At 69.1% G+C, this 19261-nt stretch carries 17 protein-coding genes; 9 read left to right on the top strand and 8 right to left on the bottom strand.

Annotated features, from left to right (window positions below; all coding sequences use genetic code 11):
- Positions 1–256 precede the first annotated feature (256 nt).
- Entirely contained in the window at positions 257–904 is a 648-nt protein-coding gene (locus tag KUTG_RS43255; RefSeq protein ID WP_052396087.1) for a hemerythrin domain-containing protein, read from the bottom strand.
- A 96-nt stretch (positions 905–1000) separates the two neighbouring features.
- Complete coding sequence (locus tag KUTG_RS43250; protein WP_198047504.1) at positions 1001–1885, bottom strand: helix-turn-helix transcriptional regulator; 885 nt, start codon at positions 1883–1885, stop codon at positions 1001–1003.
- Positions 1886–2059: 174 nt separating this feature from the next.
- On the opposite strand from KUTG_RS43250, the gene KUTG_RS43245 reads away from it, so the two are divergent.
- Positions 2060–2914 carry an SAM-dependent methyltransferase gene (locus KUTG_RS43245; RefSeq protein ID WP_043725426.1) on the top strand — a complete coding sequence of 285 codons (855 nt, stop codon included), beginning with the start codon at positions 2060–2062 and terminating at the stop codon, positions 2912–2914.
- On the opposite strand, the gene KUTG_RS43240 is transcribed toward KUTG_RS43245, so the two are convergent.
- Complete coding sequence (locus KUTG_RS43240; RefSeq protein WP_052396085.1) at positions 2911–3903, bottom strand: MBL fold metallo-hydrolase; 993 nt, start codon at positions 3901–3903, stop codon at positions 2911–2913. The two genes, KUTG_RS43245 and KUTG_RS43240, sit on opposite strands and share 4 nt — an antisense overlap.
- Before the next feature lie 223 nt (positions 3904–4126).
- Here KUTG_RS43240 and KUTG_RS43235 point away from each other — a divergent pair, with 223 nt between their 5' ends.
- From KUTG_RS43235 to KUTG_RS43215, 5 genes are all read left to right on the top strand, one after another.
- Positions 4127–5287, top strand: coding sequence for a glycoside hydrolase family 88/105 protein (locus KUTG_RS43235; RefSeq protein ID WP_052396084.1), 1161 nt, complete (start codon positions 4127–4129; stop codon positions 5285–5287).
- 154 nt (positions 5288–5441) lie between these two features.
- A complete protein-coding gene (locus tag KUTG_RS43230; RefSeq protein ID WP_052396083.1) occupies positions 5442–5759 on the top strand; it encodes an SDR family NAD(P)-dependent oxidoreductase in 318 nt (105 codons plus the stop codon).
- Positions 5760–5847: 88 nt separating this feature from the next.
- Positions 5848–7380, top strand: a complete 1533-nt coding sequence (locus KUTG_RS43225) for a peroxidase family protein (RefSeq protein ID WP_198047503.1) — start codon at positions 5848–5850, stop codon at positions 7378–7380.
- Between the two features lie 114 nt (positions 7381–7494).
- A complete protein-coding gene (locus tag KUTG_RS43220) occupies positions 7495–8460 on the top strand; it encodes an alpha/beta fold hydrolase (RefSeq protein WP_052396082.1) in 966 nt (321 codons plus the stop codon).
- Positions 8461–8567: 107 nt separating this feature from the next.
- Positions 8568–9473 (top strand): alpha/beta hydrolase, encoded by a 906-nt coding sequence (locus KUTG_RS43215; protein WP_043732676.1) that lies wholly within the window; start codon positions 8568–8570, stop codon positions 9471–9473.
- Here KUTG_RS43215 and KUTG_RS43210 read toward each other — a convergent pair.
- The 4 genes from KUTG_RS43210 to KUTG_RS43200 form a co-directional block, all read right to left on the bottom strand.
- Positions 9470–9865: a cupin domain-containing protein gene (locus KUTG_RS43210; protein ID WP_043732673.1), complete on the bottom strand. Its 396-nt coding sequence runs from the start codon at positions 9863–9865 to the stop codon at positions 9470–9472. The two genes, KUTG_RS43215 and KUTG_RS43210, sit on opposite strands and share 4 nt — an antisense overlap.
- Positions 9866–9940: 75 nt before the next feature.
- Positions 9941–11176, bottom strand: coding sequence for a YcaO-like family protein (locus tag KUTG_RS43205; RefSeq protein ID WP_043732670.1), 1236 nt, complete (start codon positions 11174–11176; stop codon positions 9941–9943).
- A 71-nt stretch (positions 11177–11247) separates the two neighbouring features.
- Positions 11248–11373, bottom strand: coding sequence for a hypothetical protein (locus KUTG_RS65485; protein ID WP_255360976.1), 126 nt, complete (start codon positions 11371–11373; stop codon positions 11248–11250).
- A 198-nt stretch (positions 11374–11571) separates the two neighbouring features.
- Positions 11572–12732, bottom strand: coding sequence for an MFS transporter (locus tag KUTG_RS43200; RefSeq protein ID WP_052396080.1), 1161 nt, complete (start codon positions 12730–12732; stop codon positions 11572–11574).
- 147 nt (positions 12733–12879) lie between these two features.
- On the opposite strand from KUTG_RS43200, the gene KUTG_RS43195 reads away from it, so the two are divergent.
- Positions 12880–13560 carry an SDR family oxidoreductase gene (locus tag KUTG_RS43195; RefSeq protein ID WP_043725423.1) on the top strand — a complete coding sequence of 227 codons (681 nt, stop codon included), beginning with the start codon at positions 12880–12882 and terminating at the stop codon, positions 13558–13560.
- Positions 13561–13562: 2 nt separating this feature from the next.
- On the opposite strand, the gene icmF is transcribed toward KUTG_RS43195, so the two are convergent.
- A complete protein-coding gene (gene icmF, locus KUTG_RS43190) occupies positions 13563–16790 on the bottom strand; it encodes a fused isobutyryl-CoA mutase/GTPase IcmF (protein WP_043725421.1) in 3228 nt (1075 codons plus the stop codon).
- Between the two features lie 275 nt (positions 16791–17065).
- Here icmF and KUTG_RS43185 point away from each other — a divergent pair, with 275 nt between their 5' ends.
- Both KUTG_RS43185 and KUTG_RS43180 read left to right on the top strand, forming a co-directional pair.
- Entirely contained in the window at positions 17066–18094 is a 1029-nt protein-coding gene (locus tag KUTG_RS43185) for a phosphatidylinositol-specific phospholipase C domain-containing protein (protein WP_043725419.1), read from the top strand.
- A 131-nt stretch (positions 18095–18225) separates the two neighbouring features.
- On the top strand, positions 18226–19149 hold the full coding sequence (locus KUTG_RS43180) for a hypothetical protein (protein ID WP_157495198.1): 924 nt from the start codon (positions 18226–18228) through the stop codon (positions 19147–19149).
- Positions 19150–19261 lie beyond the last annotated feature (112 nt).

The raw sequence follows: 19261 nt of genomic DNA, 5'->3' as shown, positions 1-19261 counted from the left end.
GAACCGACATTAGAGATGTATGAGGTAAGACACCCGACTAAGAGGTTCCGGACGGTCGTTTAAAGCGGTCGTATGGGCATTGTAACTCTGAGTAGCGATCGCAGAGAGTACTGATGCTTCCATAAGCGGATAGAGGGTCGTGCGTAAATACCACCATTTCTGGCGAACTCTTTACGACTACACCCGGACCGCTAGGAGTATGTTGACGCAGTCTAGGGTTTCATCTCCCACCGAAAACGGGCCTACCGAAGTCGGGCTATTCACGACGCAATCCGCTAATAGGGACAGAACAGCCAGGCCGCCGATCACGCCGCTGACCCTCGGGTGGCATCTGGGCGATGATGTCCCGCACGGTGTCGGGGTCGGCCTCGTAGGCCATCATGCCGAAGATCAGCGGGATCTGCTCCGGCACGGCGTCGCCCGCGCCGTCGGCGATCATCTGGCCCCACTCGGCGGCGGTGATGTGCCGCTCGATCAGCGGCAGCGCCCGGGCTTCCTCGGTGGCGAGGTGCTCGACGAGGCGCTCGTACAGGTCCGTGGCCGTGGCGGCCAAGGCCGCGCCCTGCGCCGCGTCCGCGCTGGCCCGCCACTGGGCGAGGCCGCCTCGCACCTCGTCCAGGAGCTTGTCGATCGCCCCGTGCTGGTCCTCCATCACCTGCACGACCGACACCGCCTGCTCCCCCGCCCGCTCGACAAGGCGGTGCCACAGGTGCCGGTCCTCGGCGGTGTGATGGTGGTGCAGGCCGTTGTCGACGATCCGCAGATGGTCGGCGACGATCGCCGCCCGCTCGACATCGCCGTCGGCGACGCCGCGGATCAGGCCGGCGGCCAGGCCGATCTCCCGGCGGAACATGGTGTGCGCCATGTACATGTCGCGCACGTCGGCAAGGGGTTCGTCACTCATGGTTCGCTTTCCGCCCGGTCACAGGTGAAGTCTGGAATTCGAACGCTAGCAACGAAAACGACGGTTCACCCGGAACTGTCCAGTAAGCGAAAAGGTCTATCCGCGAAGCGTACGCAGCGGCTTCTGGCCGAATTTCGCCTCGTGCGCGGCGGCGAATCGACCCAGATGAGTGAAGCCCCAGCGGCGGGCGACGGCGGCCACCGAGTCGGCGAACGGATCGGCCGCGCGCAATTCCTCGTGCGCGCGGCGCAGCCGGACATCGCGGACGTACTCCATCGGCGACATGCCGAGGTGCTGCTGGAACGCCTTCTGCAGGCTCCGCGGGCCGACCCCGCAGTGCGCGGCCAGCGTCGAGAGGGTCAGCGGCGCGGACGGGTCGGACTCGATCACGTCGACGGCGGCGCGGACGGCCGCCGGGCGGGCCGCGGCCACCGGGGCGGCGAGCGCGTTGGTGGCGGCCATCAGGAAGCCGTTGACCAGGCTGTCGGCCAGCGGGGCGGCCACCAGCGGCTGCGCGAGCAGGCCGCCCGGGGCCGTGAGCTGGCGGTTCACCGACAGCAGCAGCTCGGCCCAGCTGCGGCCGTAGCCGTCGCCGGTGTTCATCACCGGCTCGAACGCGACCCGGGTGGCCGCCCGGCCGCCGAACAGCCGGGCCAGTGCGCTGTCCACCGCCGGCATCTCGATGCGCACGCACAGGGCGCGGTAGCCGGTGCCCCAGCGGGCCTGGAACCGGCCGCCGCCGGGCCGGTCGAGGGCGGCGGAGAGCGGGGTGACCATCATGTCGACGCCGCGGTGCCGCGACTCGAACCGGCCGGCGACCGGCAGCTGCACGTAAAAGCCCGTGCCGATGTCGTCGCATTCCAGGCGCAGCTCGCCGGTCATGATGACCTCGCCGATGTTCACCGGCCCGAGATCGGCGGCGCGATAGGTCGAGACCGTGACCTCGTGCTGCGGAATGGTCTCGATTGTCGAGGTGCGCACCAGCATCTGACTTCTCCGGATCCGGGCCGATCCTCGAAGTGTACAGCGCCGACTGAAAGGGCAATTTATTCGATGATTCAAGGGCAGAGGTGATGCGCTTCACAAGGTTGGTTAGCGCCACTAAGTGATACGTTCGGTGAGCAACTGACTACGCGATGTCGGGAGGGGTCACCGATGACGCAGCAGGCCGGCTGGGACATCGTCACGGATGTCGGCATCACCGCGCTGGCCGTCGCCGCCGCACGGGCGATCGAGAGCCACCGCGCGAATCCGCTGGTGTCGGATCCGTGCGCGGAGCTCTTCGTCGCCGCGGCGCGACCACAGCCGGCGATGCCGACACGGCAGGCGGATGCCGCCGAGTCGTGGCGGGACATGGCCGACTACATGGGTGTGCGGTCGCGGTACTTCGACGAGTACTTCGCCGCCGAGAAAACCGGGCAGGCCGTGGTGCTCGCGGCCGGGCTGGACGTGCGGGGCCACCGCCTCGACTGGCCGCCGGGCGCCGTCGTCTACGAGCTGGACGTGCCGAAGGTGTTGCAGTTCAAGCAGAACGTGCTGGCCGACAACGGCGTCGCAGCGCGGGCCGAGATCCGGAACGTGGCCGTCGATCTGCGCGACGACTGGCCGGCAGCCCTGATGGGGGCCGGATTCGACCGCACGGCCCCGAGTTCGTGGCTGGCCGAGGGGCTGCTGCCGTTCCTGCCCAACGACGCCGTCGAGCGCCTGTTCACGCTCGTCGACGAGCTGGCCGCCCCCGGCAGCCGATTCGCCGTCGAGCACATCGACATCGACATCGACGAGGTCGCGACCATGCGGCCGATCTCCGACATGGCCGCCGACTTCGGTATGAACGTCGCCGACATGTGGCCGCGCGGCAAGACCTTCCAGCCGGTGGCGTGGCTGGCCGACCGGGGCTGGCGGGTCACCAGCACACCGGTCGTCGCGGCGGCCGAGGGCTACGGCCGGCCGCTGCGGGACAGCGCGACGGGCCTGCGGCACACCGTGCTCATCACCGCCACCAAGGGCTAGGCCCGGTAGCGCGCGACTCCGTCCACTGTGGACGTGTGCAGCCGTCCGTCCCGGACGAGCACGTCCAGGTGGGCGGAGGTCTCGCCGATGGCCAGCATGCGGTTGAAGAAGTCCATTTCGGACAGCTTCCGGTTGTGCCGTGTCCAGCCCAGCCGGCCGGCCACCTCCGCCGCCGTCGCCTCGTCCTGGGCGAGGGCGCGTTCCGTCTCGTCCAGGCGCTTGCGGTGGTGGTCCAGCAGCTCGTCCACGCGCACGTGCGTCGAGTCCGCGACCGGGCCGTGCGCCGGCAGCAGCCTCATGTCCGGGTGTTCGCGCACCAGCCGCAGCGAGTCCATGTAGTCGCCGAGCGGCATTTCCTGCCGTATCAGCTCGAATCCGATCGACGGCGTGATGTGCGGCAGAATGTGGTCACCCGCAAACAGAAGCGACGACTCCGTGTCCAGAAACACCACGTGGCCGGCGGTGTGCCCCGGCGTCGGCAGCGCCCGCAGCGTCCGGCTGCCCAGGCGGATGTCCGTCACGCCGCGGATCCACTCGTCCGGCATCTCGTAGCCGTCCGGCTTGGGCCCGCCGCCCTTGGCCATGCTCCTGCGGATCCGGTCGGCGATGTCGTGGGCGCCCCAGCGGACCAGGTCCGTCAGCTGGCCGTCCACCTGGCCGTTGATCACCGCCTCCAGCGTCGGCTGCTCGCCGATGCCCAGGCTGATCCTCGACCCGAACATCCGCCGCAGCGTGACGCCCAGCGTGTAGTGGTCGCGGTGGGCGTGCGTGACCAGGAACCTCCGCACGCTCTCGAACCCGTGCCCGATGCTGCCCAGCGCCTGCTCCAGCTGGTCCCGCGCCTCGTCCAGCGCCCACCCCGAGTCCACGAGCACCAGCTCGTCCCCGTCGGCGATCGCGTACACGTTGACCGCGCGCAGGCCGTCGTTGGGCAGCGGAAGCGGAATCCGGTGCACCCCCGGCGCCACCTCGAACGCCCCCGGCTCCATCCAGGCCGTCCGGGCATCGGCGATATCAGTTGCCAAAGCCAACCTCCCTCTCGGGAGTGTGCCACGCCACACCCGCCCACGGCCCGCCCGGTGAACAGCGTCACGCGACAGTGGCCGCCGTCCGGCCTCTTGCGGGTGTGACACGCGGCCGTGTACTCCTGCGGAGAAAGCGCTCCCACGAGGATCGTCGGGCTCGCCGCCGGGGCTCGGCCGGAGGTGAAGCATGTCCAGCTCGATCTCGCGGCGGGAATTCGGCCGCCTCGCTGTGCTGACGGGTGGCGCACTGGCCGTCACCGCGGGCACGGCGTCGGCGGCGCCGGCCGCAACCGACTGGTCGAAGGCGGTGGTGGACTCGACCATCGCCCGGAACCCGGACCCCAAGTCGCTTGGCGGCTGGGGCTACACGCAGGGCCTGTTCCTGTACGGCACGTACCTCGTCTACCAACGCCTGCGCACGGCGTCGTACCTGGCGTACATCAAGCGCTGGGTGGACTACTCCGTCGACAGCAAGGGCCACATCAACGACGCGTTCAACAGCCTGGACTCGATGCAGGCCGGCAATCTGCTGCTGATCCTGCACCGGGAGACCGGCGACGCCCGCTACCGCACGGCGGCGCAGCAGATCCGCAACCGCTTTCCCGGCTACCCGCGGACCAGCGACGGCGCGATGTGGCACTCGACGTCGTTCACACAGCAGCTGTGGTGCGACGGGCTGTACATGGCGCAGCCGTTCCTGGCCAACTACGGCAAGCAGTACAACGACGGGACCTACTGCTTCCAGGAGGCGTGCCACAATCTGACCACGTACTTCGGCCACCTCACGTCTCCGACCGGGCTGCTGTTCCACGCGTATTCGGCCGACGGCAAGGCATCGTGGGCCAACAAGACCACGCACACGTCGCCGTACTTCTGGGCCCGGGCCGTCGGTTGGGTGGCGCTGGCCCACTTCGACGTGCTGGACGCGTTGCCGGCCAACGACTCCCGGCGGGCGCAGCTGGTGAAGAACGTGCAGCAGCTGGTGAATGCCTTTGTGAAGTACCAGGATCCGGCCACGGGCCGCTGGTTCCAGGTCGTCGACAAGGGCACCGATCCGCAGAACTGGACCGAGACCTCGGCCTCCTGCATGTACACCTACGCCATCTCCCGCGCCGTCCGCGCCGGCTACGTGCCGGCGAGCCTGTCCTCGGCGGCACAGAAGGGATATCAGGGCGTGCTGAAGAAGGTGACCCTGGGCTCCGACGGCCGCACCAACATCGCGGACATCTGCCCGGGCACCGCCGTCACCGGTTCGCTGTCGGGCTACTACAGCCGGCCGCGCACGGCCAATGACCAGCACGGCCTCGGCACGTTCCTGCTCATGAACGAGGAGCTGACCAAGCCCTAGCCACAACCCGGTGACCTGCGGCGGTCCATATAGCCGCAGGTCACCGCCGCCGTGCGGAAAACGCCGGTTGAACCTTGCAGGAAACGCCGTGGTTGACCCGAAGCGCCCTGCCTAGGTTGGGGGAAAGGCGAATTTCGTTCCGGAGGTAGTGGCGATGGATCTGCACGGCCGGCGGGCGCTGGTCACGGGAGGCACCGGGAGCATCGGGCGGGCGATCGCGGCGCGGCTGGCCGGCGCGGGCGCGACGGTGGTGATCACCGGCCGGGACGAGCGGCGTGGCGAGGAGGTCATCGCGGGCATCCGCGCCAACGGGGGCAAGGTGGACTTCGCACGGGCCGACCTGGCTTCCGGCGGCCCGGCGGTGCGAGAGCTGGCCGACCGGGCCGGTGACATCGACATCCTGGTCAACAACGCCGCCGCCAACATCCACGGCGCGATCATCCCCGTGGACGGCGGCCTCACCGCCGTCTGACTGTCACAGTCCGTACAGCTGTCCTGTCCTAGCTGGCACCGAGCCGGCGGGCGAACAGCGTTCCGCCGCAGGCAGCTGTGGAGGACCGATGAGTGACGACGCCTTCCTGCACGAGCTCGAGAGCGACGTCAAGGCCGAGCTCGACCCGGTCAGCCAGCAGGAAGACGAGTGGCTGGGCGATCCGGAAGACGGGCAGCGCTACGAAGTGGGCCTGCGCAGCCTTCTCGGTGCTGTAGAGGCTGTCGAAGACGTCGAACCGCCTCGGCCGGCCGCCAGCCCGTGGTCGCACCAGCTCGACAGCCAGTACCTCAACCACATCGAGGCGATGGACCGGCCCGTCGGACCGGCCCACTACGGACGCATGTTCTCGGGCTTGGACCCGCTGGAGACCGACGCCGCGCAGATGATGCGCGAGGGCGACAGCGGCGGGATCTGTGCTGCCCCAGGAGTAAGCACTGTGCACGGTGACGGCACGGAGGCGGCCGGCTGGCCCTTCTTCGGCCAGCTGATCGCCCACGACCTCACCGCCGACCGCTCGCCCGTCACCGGCGGCGTCGCCCCCGAGGCCCTGCACAATGCCCGCCGCCCCCGGCTCAACCTGGAGATGATCTACTCCGACGGCCCGATCGGCTCGCCGTTCCTGTTCGATCTGGCCGACCCGGCCAAGTTCCTGCTCAGCCCGGACGGCAACGACGTGCCGCGCAACCACCAGGGCGTGGCCCTGATCGGCGATCCCCGCAACGACTCGCACCTGTTCGTGCTGGCGCTGCACCTGGCTCTGTTGCGTGCACACAATCGTGTAGTCGATCTGCTGCGGGACCGCGGGGTCTCCGACTCCGCCGTCTTCGACGAGGCGCGACTGACCCTCAGCTGGCACTACCAATGGGTTGTACGCCACGACTTCCTGCCACGGCTGGTCGGGGCGGCCCTGGTCGACGAGATCGTCACCGAGGGCGGGCGCTGGTTCACGCCGCTGCCGGGGCAGGCATTCATCCCGCTGGAGTTCTCGCACGCCGCCTTCCGGTACGGCCACGGGCAGATCCGGCCCACCTATCGTCTGGTCGACGGCGGTCCCGCGGTGCCGCTGTTCCCCGACCTGATCGGATTCGGCCCGCTGTCCGCAGACCGGCGGCTTGATCTCGCGCAGATCTTCGACCTGCCCGGCCGTCCGCCTGCGCAGCGGGGCAAGCGCATCGACGGCCGGTTGGCCGCCAGCCTCATCGGGCTCCCGGAACAGCTGACCGGCGCGGTCGACGCCGACGCGCACCGTTCACTGGCCGTGCGGGATCTGTTGCGGGGGCCGATAACGAGGCTGCCCAGCGGTGAGGCGGTGGCCCGCGAAATGGGAATCACGCCGCTCAGCGCCGACGAGGTGGCGCACGTCCGGCCGCGTGGCACGCCGTTGTGGTTCTACATCCTCAAGGAGGCCGAGCATCGCGGTAACGGCGACCGGCTCGGCCCGGTCGGCGCGCGGATCGTCGCGGAGGTGCTCATCGGCCTGCTGCGGGCCGATCCGACCAGCTACCTGAGCGTGGAACCGAACTGGCAGCCGAGCCTGCCCGCCGCCGGGCCGGTCTTCGGTCTGGCGGATCTGTTGGCGCTGGGCGACAAGCGAGCGTGACGGTCCGGCCGTTCGTGAGGTCCCCGGCCGTCATCCGGACAGACCCGTCACGGCGATCGGCGTTTGGAGATCACTGCTGGTGTCCGTGCTCGATCACCCGGGTGGAGGATCTCGATGCGAAAGCACTACCTGGTCGGTATCGCCCTGCTGGCCGCGTTGTCCGGCGTCTTACCGGTGACGGCCGACGCCTCGCCGCCGGTCGTCGACGCCACGGCGAGGCCGCCGGCCGGCTTCGCCGAACACAAGATCGACGTGGGCGGCGGCGTCCACATCAACTTCGTGGAAGGCGGGCAGGGCAAGACCTTGGTGCTGATCCACGGCTACCCGCAGAGCTGGTACGAGTGGCACAAGGTCATGCCCGAGCTGGCCCGGCACTATCACGTGATCGCGCCCGACCTGCGCGGTGCGGGCGGCAGCGACGCCCCCGCGACCGGCTATGACAAGAAGACCATGGCCGCGGACATTCACGGGCTGCTGGTCCGGCTCGGCCGTGATCACGATGTTCGTGTTGTCGGCCATGACATCGGCACGATGGTGGCGTACGCCTACGCCGCCGCCAACCGCCAGGACGTCACCGAGCTCGTGCTGTCCGAGGCCCCGATCCCCGACCGGCAGCTGTACACGTTCCCCGCGCTCAACGCCCAGGGCGGGGGCGCCTGGAATCTCGGTTTCTTCAACGTCCGCAACGGTCTGCCGGAGAAGACGATCAAGGGCCGGGAGACCGAGTGGGTCGACGGCTTCACCGATCTGTTGGAGTACAACAAGGACGGTGTCACCCCGGCCGACGCCGCCCTCTACGGCCACAACCTCGCGCAGCCCGGGCATCTGCGGGCCAGCTTCGAATGGTTCCGCGCCTTCAACCAGGACGTGGCCGACAACGCCGTCAACGGCCGGACGAAACTCGCCATGCCGGTGCTGGCCCTCGGCGCCGACCACAGCTGGGGTGGCTTCGTCGCCGACCAGGTCCGTCAGTACGCCACCAACGTGACCGGCGCGGTCGTCCAGGACTCGGGACACTGGCTCTGGGAGGAGAAGCCGGCTGAGCTGACCGGCCGGCTACTCGCGTTCCTCGGCAGCTGAGCGGACACCGACGGCGGGTTCGGGCCCGCCGCTGGTGCCCAGCGGGTATCACAGGCGTGGCAGAAGGTCTTGGACGGCAAGGGATCTCCCGCGCGAGTATGGAGACCATGCGACACGACATCGAGTTCGACGCCGAGGGCGTCACACTGCGGGGCTGGTTCTACGAGGCGGAGGGCGTGAATGGACCCGCGCCGTGCGTGGTGATGGCCCACGGCTGGTCGGCCACCCGCCGGATCTACCTGGACCGGTTCGCCGAGGTGTTTGCGGCGGCGGGATTGTGCGTGCTGTTGTGGGACAACCGTGGCTTCGGCGACTCGGACACGGCGCCGGGCAAGCCTCGGTACGAGATCGATCCGTGGGAACAGGTCCGCGACTACCAGCACGGGATTTCCTACGCGCAGAACCGGTCCGAAGTGGACCCCGAGCGGATCGGCGTGTGGGGCAGCAGCTTCTCCGGCGGGCACGCGTTCGTGGTGGCGGCGATCGACCAGCGGGTGAAGGCCGTGTGCGGCCAGGCGCCGTTCGTCAGCGGTCGCGACACGTACGCCAATCTGGCCCGGGTGAACAACCTGGTGATCGATCCCCATCTGCTGGCCGCCGACCGCCGGGCCCGGGCGGCGGGCGAGCCGCCGGCGATGATCCCGGTCATCGGCACGGATCCGGGGCAGGTGACCGGAATTCCGACCCCGGACGCGCACGAGTTCTTCACCGAGGCGCGGGCCGGCATGGCCCCGGAGTGGCACAACGAGGTCACCCTGCGCAGCCTGGAGCTGATGCGCGGCTACGAGCCCGGCCTGTACCTGCCGCTGATCACGCCGACGCCGCTGCTGATGATCGTCGCCAGCCACGACGGCCTGACCGGCGGCAACCTGGCGGCATCGGCCTTCGCCACGGCGGCGGAGCCGAAGCAGGCGGTGTTCGTCCCAGGTGGACACTTCGCCGCCTACACCGGCCCCGGCTTCGAGATCGCGTCGGCCGCCGCCCGGGACTGGTTCGTGCGGCACCTGGCCTAGGGCCTCGGGGCGCGCAGATGGGCGCGCCGGGCCAGCTCCTCGTCCTCGACCAGGGTGAGCATCGGCTGCCCCGGCGCGCACAGCATCGTGACGACGAACTTGGCCGGCTCGTCCGCCGAGGCGTTGCCGTTCTGGTAGTGGATCTTGTCGCCACCCGGCTCGTACAGCGTCTCGCCGGCCTTGATCACCTGCTCCGGCTCGCCCTCCAGCTCGAACCGGATGGCGCCCTCCAGCACATAGCCGAAGCACGGCCCGGAGTGGCGGTGCGGCGGGGTCCCGGGATGCCCGGGCGGCCACTCCACCAGAACCGTCATTCCCGAGGCTCCCGCCGGAATGAACGGCGGCTTGACGTCCGCCAGCATCTTGGGACCGACACCGTCCACCGTGCCCATCTCGTGCACTGCACCACCTCCGTAGTCGCGGCTGTCGCAGTGAAGACAAGGCACAGCGCGGTTCTGTGACACTGATCAGCGGGCGGCCACACCGCGCGGACCGGGGACGACGAGCTGGCCGTCGGTGACGAGCATGAACCGTTCCAGGCCGGGGACGAAGACGTTGACCACGGCCAGGTTCTCGGACATCCACTGCTGGCGCACGTATGCCGGCAGCCCGGCTTCGCGCAGCGCGGCCAGCAGCGCCTTGAGGTGACCCGAAGGCGTAGCGGGCGCCTCGCTGTCCTCGTACGCGACGACGTGAGCGTTCGGGATGCCCGGCGAGAAGTCCGCCAGGTAGCAGGCGTGCAGCTCGAGGTACGAGGTGGTCCACACCGTGCGCTTCTCCTCTCGCTCGCCGAGCTGGGCCATGGCGTGGAGTTGCACGAGTTCTGTCAGCGACCGCGCGATGGCGTAGTGCCGCGAGAGCGATGCGCCGCAGCCGCGCATGCGGGCCGGCTGACCGGGCGCGGAGGGGAGGTAGGCGTAGTAGGCCGGGATGCCCAGGTCCGTAGCCATGTCGATGAGGTGCACGCGGGCACCGACCGCTTCCTCGGTGCTGGCCAGGAGCGCCATGAGATCGCCCGGCAGCGTCGCCCGGTCGACCAGCCTTATCGGCCGGGCGGCCAGGAAGTGCTCGATCAGCAGCAGCGACAGGGCGTCCCGCTCGATGATCTCGTTGAGCGCGTGGACCATCGCCTCGGTCGCGTCGGCCCCGGCGGCCCAGCCGTTGTTGGCCGAGTAGCGCCCGACCGTCGTGTAGTCGTAGTGGTCGCCAAGGCCCGCCCGCAGCTCCGCCGCGCCCTTGGCCAGAAAGTCCGGCATGGAAAGAAAAATCGGCACGTCCGTGCCGCGATCGCCGGTGAGCGACTCGTAGCGTAGACAGGCGATCGGGCGCGCCGGGCCTTCGGTCAGCATGGTGACGGCGACGTCGGAGCGCAGGGGGCCGGCAGCGATGGCGTGGGGGTCGCGGAGGGTGGCGGCGGGCGGGAGGCCGGCGCGGCCGCTGAGGTGGTGTTCAAGGGCCTCGAAGACGGCGCCTACCCGTGCCGCTTCGCGGTTGCCCTTGCCGGAGCCGAATCCGCCGGGCACGGGCACGCCGTCCCGGAGCAGGCGGCAGGTCCAGGCCCCGGGATTGTTGTCCGACGCCGCGGTCACCTCGGCGGTGAGGCCTAGTTCGGCGACGGCCCGCAGGCCTTTCTGCCACGCCTGATCGAGCGAGGATTGCCGTTCGCCGAACTGGTTGGCGCCGCGGTCGAGTGTGTTGGTCATGGCCTCACCTTTTCCATGGGAAAAGGCGCCGCCGTCGGCTCGTGGACGCGTGCCGACGGCGGCGCCGCTCATCACTCTTCCGGGGCCGACGCGGCCTGGTTCTCGGCCTTGACCAGCTCGGCGATCACCTGCTGCTCATGGGCCGGCAGCACCAGCTCCTCGGCGTTGTGGCCGTACAGATCCTTGAGAAAACCCATTTCCAACCTCCGCGTTCCGAGTGGTGAATGGAGCACGGACAGTTACCTAGAACTCGCGGATCCGGGTAAACACGCAAAGCCTTTAGTTCTCGCTTCGCTGCACGTTCTGTCGAGGCAACATAAGCCGCGACAACTTGGGCAGCATCAGGCGAACGTTCATTGTGGGATCAGGAAAGCTCGGCCATAATCCGCCGCCGGTCAGCGCGTGACGGGAAGCGCCAACGCGGTGCCGGCAAGCATGAGGCAGGCGCTGACGATGAGGGCCAGTCGGAGGTCGACGGTGCCGAGTGCGCCGCCGAGGAGAGCGCCGAGCGGTTGGGTGCCGTAGACGAGGAAGCGCCAGCCGGCGTTGACGCGCGACAGCTGCGCAGGGGCGACGAGGGTCTGACGGAAGGTCTGCTGGTTCACGCCGTAGAGCGCGGGGCCGGTGCCGCGCAGGACCTGGGAGAGCAGCGCGGGACCGGCCGCCAGCAGCAGGCCGGCGGCCGAGGACAAGAGCATGCCCAGCACGAAGGTGCGGCCAGGGCCAAGCCTTCGGGTAACCGTCGGCGTGATCAGGGCGCCGAGAATGCTGGCCGCACCGGCCATCGTGACGGCGATGCCGACCAGCCAAGGCAAGAAACCCAGTACATGCACCAAATACAGGACCAGGACGGCGTTCTGCATCTGCCCGCCGAGGGCGCCAAGGGTCGCGGCGATGGTGACCGGCCGCAGTACCGGGTGGGTGAACGTGATGCGCAGGCCGCCGAAGAGATCGGCCTTGCCCCGCAAGGAATTCGCGGTGCCGGGGATGGCGATTCGGGCCTTGCAGAGGGCGGCCGCCAGGAAGGACGCGGCGTCGACGGCCATGGCCAGCGGTGCGGCGAGCAGGACGACCAGGGCGCTGCCGAGGGTGGAGCCGGCGACGTTGACGGTGGAGCTGGTCAGCATGAGGGCGCTGTTGGCCGGCAGGAGTTGGTCGCGCGGCACGAGCATCGGCGTGAAGGACTGCGCCGCGATCGCGTCGAAGAGGGAACAGACGCCGGCCAACGTGACCACGAAATACAGCTGGGTCAACGTGAGGACGCCCAGGACGGCGGCGACGGGGATCGAGCCGATCAGGAGGAGCTGGCCCAGGTCGGCGAGGACGAGGATTCGCCGGTAGGGCAACCGATCGGCCCACACCCCGGCCGGGAGGCCGAGCACGAGGTGCGGCAGAAACGCCACCGCGCCCAGCAGACCCATCTCGAACGCCGTGGCGTGGAGGGAGACGACCGCGACCAGCGGCAGCGCCACCGTCGTCACGCTGGAACCCAGCAGGGACACGGAGTTGCCGACGAACAGCCGCCGGAAATCCTTGTGCTGCACGAGCAAGCTCACGGCCGCGACCCTACAAGTCAGAACGCACGACAGGGCCGTCCTCTGCTGTGAGCAGATCGAGCACAGCTGGCTACATTTTCACAACCCAGATGTGACGTGCGCCCACCTGAGTATCAAAATTAAAGTTAGATGGGTAGTGTGGATCCCATGGACATCAAAGGAGCTGTGGCACTGGTGACGGGGGCTAACCGGGGCATCGGCCGGGCCTTCACGCGGGCGCTGATCGAGCACGGCGCGGCCAAGGTCTACGCCGGCGTCCGTGACCCCGCCTCGGTCACCGACCCCGACCTCACGCCGCTGCACCTGGACGTCACGAACCCGGAGCATGTTGTCAGGGCGGCAGAAGCGGCCGGTGACGTCACCATCGTGGTCAACAACGCGGGCGTGCTGGGCGCTGTGAACGACCTGCTCGAAGGCGACCTGGACGTGGCTCGCCGGGTGTTGGAGGCGAACTTCTTCGGCACCTGGGCGGTGTCCCGCGCGTTCGCCCCGGTCCTGGCCCGCAACGGCGGCGGCGCGCTGGTCAACATGCTGTCCGTGGCCTCATGGAGCGGCTCGGCGGTGACGCCGGCGTACTCGGCGTCCAAGGCGGCGCAGTGGTCGCTGACCGACGCGTTCCGGGAAGGCCTGCGGGAACAGGGAACCCTGGTCGTGGGCGTACACGTCGGACCGGTCGACACCGAGGGGGCCGCCTGGATGAACGCGCCCAAGGTCGAGGCCGCCGACGTCGCGGAGCAGACCCTGAAAGCCTTGGCCGCCAACAACACCGAGGTGCTCGTCGACGACATCGCGCGGGCGGTCAAGGCCTCGCTGTCGCAACCACGCTGACCTCAGACGTTGCGCCGGTACTGACCTCCCACCTCGAAGAACGCCTCGGTGATCTGGCCGAGGGTGCACACCCGGGCGGCGTCCATCAGCACCGCGAACACGTTCTCGCCGCTGGTCGCCGCGGCCCGCAGCCGGGCCAGCGCGTCGGCGGCGTCGGAACGGTGCCGGTGCTGGAAGTCCAGGGTCCGCGAGACCTGGGACTCCTTCTCCTGCTCGGTGGCGCGGGCGAGCTCGATCTCCACCGGGCCCTCGTCGGCCTGCGGGGCCAGGAACGTGTTCACGCCGATCAGCGGCAGCGACCCGTTGTGCTTGCGCTGCTCGTACAGCATCGACTCGTCCTGGATGCGGCCACGCTGGTAACCGGTTTCCATGGCCCCCAGCACGCCGCCGCGCTCGGAGATCCGGTCGAACTCGGCCAGCACGGCCTCCTCGACCAGATCCGTCAGCTCGTCGATGACGAACGAACCCTGCAACGGGTTCTCGTTCATCGACAGGCCCCACTCCTTGTTGATGATCAGCTGGATGGCCATGGCCCGGCGCACCGAGCTCTCGGTCGGCGTGGTGACGGCCTCGTCGTAGGCGTTGGTGTGCAAGCTGTTGCAGTTGTCGTACAGCGCGCACAGGGCCTGCAGCGTGGTGCGGATGTCGTTGAAGTTCATCTCCTGCGCGTGCAGCGAGCGGCCCGAGGTCTGCACGTGGTACTTGAACTTCTGCGACCGCTCGTTGGCGCGATAGCGGTCCCGCATGGCCACCGCCCAGATCCGCCGGGCCACCCGGCCGATCACGCTGTACTCGGCGTCCATGCCGTTGGAGAAGAAGAACGACAGGTTGGCCGCGAAGTCGTCGATGCTCATGCCGCGGGCCAGGTACGACTCGACGTAGGTGAACCCGTTGGCCAGCGTGAAGGCCAGCTGGCTGATGGGGTTGGCCCCGGCCTCGGCGATGTGGTAACCGGAGATCGACACCGAGTAGAAGTTGCGGACCCGGTTGTCGATGAACCATTCCTGGATGTCGGCCATCATGCGCAGGCTGAACTCGGTGGAGAAGATGCAGGTGTTCTGCCCCTGGTCCTCCTTGAGGATGTCGGCCTGCACGGTGCCGCGCACGTTGGCCAGCGCCCACGCCCGCAGCTCGTCGGCCTCCTCCGCGTTGGGCTCACGGCCGTGTTCGGCGCGGAACGCCGCCACGCGCTGGTCGATCGCCGTGTTCAGGAAGTACGCGAGGATCGTCGGCGCCGGGCCGTTGATCGTCATCGACACGGACGTGGTCGGCGAGGTGAGGTCGAAGCCGTCGTAGAGGGCCTTCATGTCCTCCAGCGACGCGATCGAGACGCCGGAGGTGCCGATCTTGCCGTAGACGTCGGGCGGGGTGTCGGGGTCGCGGCCGTAGAGCGTGACCGAGTCGAAAGCGGTCGACAGCCGCGTCGCCGCCGAGCCCTCCGACAGCAGCTTGAACCGCTTGTTGGTGCGGAACGCGTCGCCCTCGCCGGCGAACATGCGGGCCGGGTCCTCGCCGTCCCTCTTGAACGGGAAAACGCCTGCGGTGTAAGGGAAGCGGCCGGGCAGGTTCTCGTTGCGCAGCCAGCGCAGCAGCGTGCCCTCGTCGTCGAACTTAGGCAGGCTGACCCGGCGGACCTTGTTGCCGGACAGCGTCTCCCGGGTCAACGCGGTGCGGATCTCCTTGTCCCGCACGGTGAACACCAGCTCGTCGCCGGAGTACTGCTCGACCGTGCGCGGCCAGTCGGCCAGCAGGTCGGCGCTGTCCCGGTCCACCTTGCGCTCGCTGGCGTCCACCAGCTCGGAAAGGTCCGAAGTGGACTTTCCGGCGGCGTCGAGCGCCTTCCGCGCGGCGGCGAGGTGCGAGCGCTGACGGACGGCGTCGACCTGCTCCTCGGTCCGTCGGTGGTAGGTGCGGACGATGTCGGCGATGTCGGAGAGGTAGCGGGCGCGGGCCGCCGGCACGATGGTCGACGCCGAGGTGGAGACCTTGCCCTCGACCACGGGCAGCACCCCGTGCTCGAATCCCAGCTCCGACACCAGGTGCTGGTACAGCGCCGTGACTCCGTCGTCGTTGAAGGTGGCGGCGCTGGTGCCGAAGACCGGCATGTCCTGCCACGTGGCGCCGAACGCCTCGCGGTTGCGCACCAGCTGGCGGGCCACGTCCCGGCGGGCGTCCTCGGCCCCGCGGCGCTCGAACTTGTTGATCGCCACCGCGTCGGCGAAGTCCAGCATGTCGATCTTCTCCAGCTGCGACGCGGCGCCGAACTCCGGCGTCATCACGTACAGCGAGTGGTCGACGAAGGGCACGATCGCGGCGTCGCCCTGGCCGATGCCCGGCGTCTCGACGACGATCAGGTCCGCGCCGGCCGCCTTGCAGGCCAGGATCGCGTCGGCCAGGCCGTCCGGCACCTCCGCGCCGGCCCGGCGCGTGGCCATGGAACGGAAGAAGACCCGCTCGCGGTCGAGGCAGTTCATCCGGATCCGGTCGCCCAGCAGGGCGCCGCCGCCACGGCGGCGCGACGGGTCGACGGCCAGCACCGCGATGTGCAGCTTGTCCTGCTGGTCGAGGCGGAACCGGCGGACCAGCTCGTCGGTCAGCGAGGACTTGCCGGAGCCGCCGGTGCCGGTGATGCCCAGCACGGGCACGTGCCGATCGCCCACCGCGTCGGTCATCGCCGCCCGCAGCTCGTCCGACAGCTTGCCGGCCTCGATCACCGTGATGGCGCGGGAAAGCGCGTCCTGCGCGCCGGTGAACAGGCCGTCCCAGCTGGCCGGAACCGTCTCGGACAGGTCGGTGTCGCAGCCCTCGACCATGGTGTTGATCATCTGGGCCAGGCCCATGTGCTGGCCGTCGGCCGGCGAGAAGATGCGGGCCACGCCCCGTGAGTGCAGCAGCTCGATCTCCCGCGGCACGATCACGCCGCCACCGCCGCCGTACACCTTGACGTGCCCGGCCCCGCGTTCGGCCAGCAGCTCCACCAGGTACGTGAAGTACTCGACGTGCCCGCCCTGGTAGGCGCTGATGGCGACGCCCTGGGCGTCCTCCTGGATCGCCGCCGTGACGACCTCGTCCACCGACCGGTTGTGGCCCAGGTGGATCACCTCGGCGCCCTGTGACTGCAGGATGCGCCGCATGATGTTGATCGCGGCGTCGTGCCCGTCGAACAGGCTGGCTGCGGTGATGAACCGGACCGGGTTGCTCGGCTTGTGGAGAGCAACTGCGGCGTTCATGGGGACTCCTAGGGGTGGCCTCCTAAATACTTTGCCTTCCTACTATCGGGAGTGCAACTAACACCGGGGAGGCCTCGCTCACACGACCCGACCGAACCGGTCATGACCGGCGGAAACGACCACCTCGACGCCGTACGGGTTAACGGCGTTCATCCATCCGGCGACCAGCGCGATGCGGTTATCGGTTGAGCCTGTCGGTAACGCCTACCCGCAAGTAGGGTCCCACTCCGGTGCCGCCACACCACCCTGTTCCCATCAGGACTGAGGAGATCCCTATGCGGGTGAGCAAGGTCGCGGTCGCGGTGCTGGCGCTGGCGGGGCTGACGGCCGGGACCGCGTCGGCCGACGGCACCGGGTCGCTGCGGCTGTCCGAGGCCACCACCGTCGGCATCCACAACACCTACGACACGGCTGCCTACCAGTACCTGGCCCAGTCGCTGGACGCCGGCGCGAACCTGATCGAGCTGGACGCGTGGTTCAACATCTTCACGCACAAGTGGAACGTCAGCCACAGCAACCCGATCGGCAGCGACAACAACTGCGTGCAGGCCAAGTCGCCGACCGCCAACCTCTACAGCGGCACGCGCAACCAGAACCTCAACGACTGCCTCGACGACATCAACGTCTGGCTGGGCAACCACCCGACCGCCGGGCCGCTGACCGTGAAGATCGAGCTCAAGGCCGGCTTCGACGGCAACATCGGGATGGGGCCGGCCAGCCTCGACAGCTACGTGCACAACAGCCTGGGCAGCCGGGTGTTCCGCCCGGTCGACCTGCTCGGCTCGTACCCGACGCTGGACGACGCGGCCAAGGCCAACAACTGGCCGACACGGTCCGCGCTGGCCGGGCGGGTACTGGTCGAGATCATCCCGGGCACGGTGGAGGAACAGAACCCGACCGACCACCTGTGGACGGACGTCGAGTACGCCCAGTACCTCAAGGGCCTGGCCGCCGCGGGCAACCTGAGCCAGGCGCAGATCTTCCCGGCCGTGCACAACGCCGCCGCCGGCGACCCGCGCACCCGGTACGCCGACGCCACGCTCCGCCCCTGGTTCGTGGTGTTCGACGGTGACGCCAGCGGCTACATCGACGGCGGCATCGACACCTCGTTCTACGTGAACAACCACTACTTCCTGATCATGACCGACGCGGAGAACGTCAAGCCGGCCATCGACGACGTGAACCCGACCGTGCAGCAGGCCCAGGACCGGGTCGCGCTGGTGGCCAGCAAGGGCGCCTCCGTGGTGGGCACCGACTGGCGCCAGCTCACGACCGTGCTGCCCGAGGTGCTCCCCCGCGGCTGATTTTCTGTCACATGCGCTTCCCATGTGGCGCCTGGACGCACATGGGAAGCGCATGTGGCATCAGGGGATCGTTACGAGAATGAAGTGCGTTGCCCGAGTGGTCCTCGCACCAGGAGTAGACGATCTTGGGCATGGCACTCAGCGCTCCGGAGACACCCTGGCGGCACGTCCTCCGCGCGGCGGCGGTGGGCGGCGGCCTGACCGCGTTGTGGATCGTCATCGTGTGGGTCGCCTACACGTCGCCGGTCTGCCAGGGCACGTGGACCTGCGGGATCCTGCTGATCTTCGGCTACTGGGTCATCCCGGCCGTCGGCGCGGTGGTGGCGTGGCCGGTGATGCGGTGGGCCGGCGTCCGGCCGGCCTGGCTGATCGTGCTGGTCGGCGCGGTGGTCGCCATGCTGGGCGTGATGGCCAGGGACGGATTCGGCTACTCGCCGACGTTGACGTCCCCGTGGCTGGTGCCGATCGTCGCCGTCGCCTACGCCGTGGCCGCGTGGGCGGTCGTCGCCCGGGTTCCGTTGCAGTGGCGGGTGTTGCCGCTGGTGCTCGCCCTGCTGCCGTGGCCGGTCGTCGAGTTGACGGCCGGCGCGCGGGCCGCCAGCGCCCAGCAACAGGAGCTGACCCAGGCCGGTGTGCCGCTGCTCGGCCCCGATCTGCCCGCCGGCTACGTGGTCCGGCGTGCCGGCACCGAGGGCGGCACCCAGCGAGAACTCTTCTACCGCCTGGAGCCCGCGTCCATCGGCACGACTCCCGATCTCACCACCGAAGAGAACAACACCATCTGGGTCATCGTCGCGCCGACCTCCCCCACGTTCGCCCCGCCCGACCGCTGCACCGTCGCGGGCACCACCGGCACGCAGGACTACCGCCCACCGTGCCCGCAGGTCGCCGACAACGTGTGGCGTTGGAACAACGGCGACTACGTCAGCTACTTCGTCCGCAAAGGCGACGTCATGGTGGCCGTCGAGCGGACCAGCGCCAACGTGCCGGAAGACCTCCTTCGCGGCATCACCCGCACCCTCTCCCCGCGCGACCCGTCCTACTTCACCGACTAGTGGCTTGTCTCGGATCGTTGACCCGGTAATTGATGGCCGCCGGTTCCAGACTCATGCGAGCACCCGACGGTTTGCCCCTTCTGATCACGCTGCGCAGTTGACCGACGGTATG

The organism is Kutzneria sp. 744 (assembly GCF_000568255.1).
Taxonomy (GTDB): domain Bacteria; phylum Actinomycetota; class Actinomycetes; order Mycobacteriales; family Pseudonocardiaceae; genus Kutzneria.
Note: the sequence above shows the minus strand (reverse complement) of the source record. Positions and strands in the feature narration are given on the sequence as shown.

Excerpts from the sequence above, each read along its gene's own strand:
- KUTG_RS43255 (WP_052396087.1), bottom strand. The coding sequence starts at position 904 with ATGAGTGACGAACCCCTTGCCGACGTGCGCGACATGTACATGGCGCAC.
- KUTG_RS43245 (WP_043725426.1), top strand. The coding sequence starts at position 2,060 with ATGACGCAGCAGGCCGGCTGGGACATCGTCACGGATGTCGGCATCACC.
- KUTG_RS43240 (WP_052396085.1), bottom strand. The coding sequence starts at position 3,903 with ATGGAGCCGGGGGCGTTCGAGGTGGCGCCGGGGGTGCACCGGATTCCG.
- KUTG_RS43235 (WP_052396084.1), top strand. The coding sequence starts at position 4,127 with ATGTCCAGCTCGATCTCGCGGCGGGAATTCGGCCGCCTCGCTGTGCTG.
- KUTG_RS43230 (WP_052396083.1), top strand. The coding sequence starts at position 5,442 with ATGGATCTGCACGGCCGGCGGGCGCTGGTCACGGGAGGCACCGGGAGC.
- KUTG_RS43225 (WP_198047503.1), top strand. The coding sequence starts at position 5,848 with ATGAGTGACGACGCCTTCCTGCACGAGCTCGAGAGCGACGTCAAGGCC.
- KUTG_RS43220 (WP_052396082.1), top strand. The coding sequence starts at position 7,495 with ATGCGAAAGCACTACCTGGTCGGTATCGCCCTGCTGGCCGCGTTGTCC.
- KUTG_RS43215 (WP_043732676.1), top strand. The coding sequence starts at position 8,568 with ATGCGACACGACATCGAGTTCGACGCCGAGGGCGTCACACTGCGGGGC.
- KUTG_RS43210 (WP_043732673.1), bottom strand. The coding sequence starts at position 9,865 with ATGGGCACGGTGGACGGTGTCGGTCCCAAGATGCTGGCGGACGTCAAG.
- KUTG_RS43205 (WP_043732670.1), bottom strand. The coding sequence starts at position 11,176 with ATGACCAACACACTCGACCGCGGCGCCAACCAGTTCGGCGAACGGCAA.
- KUTG_RS65485 (WP_255360976.1), bottom strand. The coding sequence starts at position 11,373 with ATGGGTTTTCTCAAGGATCTGTACGGCCACAACGCCGAGGAGCTGGTG.
- KUTG_RS43195 (WP_043725423.1), top strand. The coding sequence starts at position 12,880 with ATGGACATCAAAGGAGCTGTGGCACTGGTGACGGGGGCTAACCGGGGC.
- icmF (WP_043725421.1), bottom strand. The coding sequence starts at position 16,790 with ATGAACGCCGCAGTTGCTCTCCACAAGCCGAGCAACCCGGTCCGGTTC.
- KUTG_RS43185 (WP_043725419.1), top strand. The coding sequence starts at position 17,066 with ATGCGGGTGAGCAAGGTCGCGGTCGCGGTGCTGGCGCTGGCGGGGCTG.
- KUTG_RS43180 (WP_157495198.1), top strand. The coding sequence starts at position 18,226 with ATGGCACTCAGCGCTCCGGAGACACCCTGGCGGCACGTCCTCCGCGCG.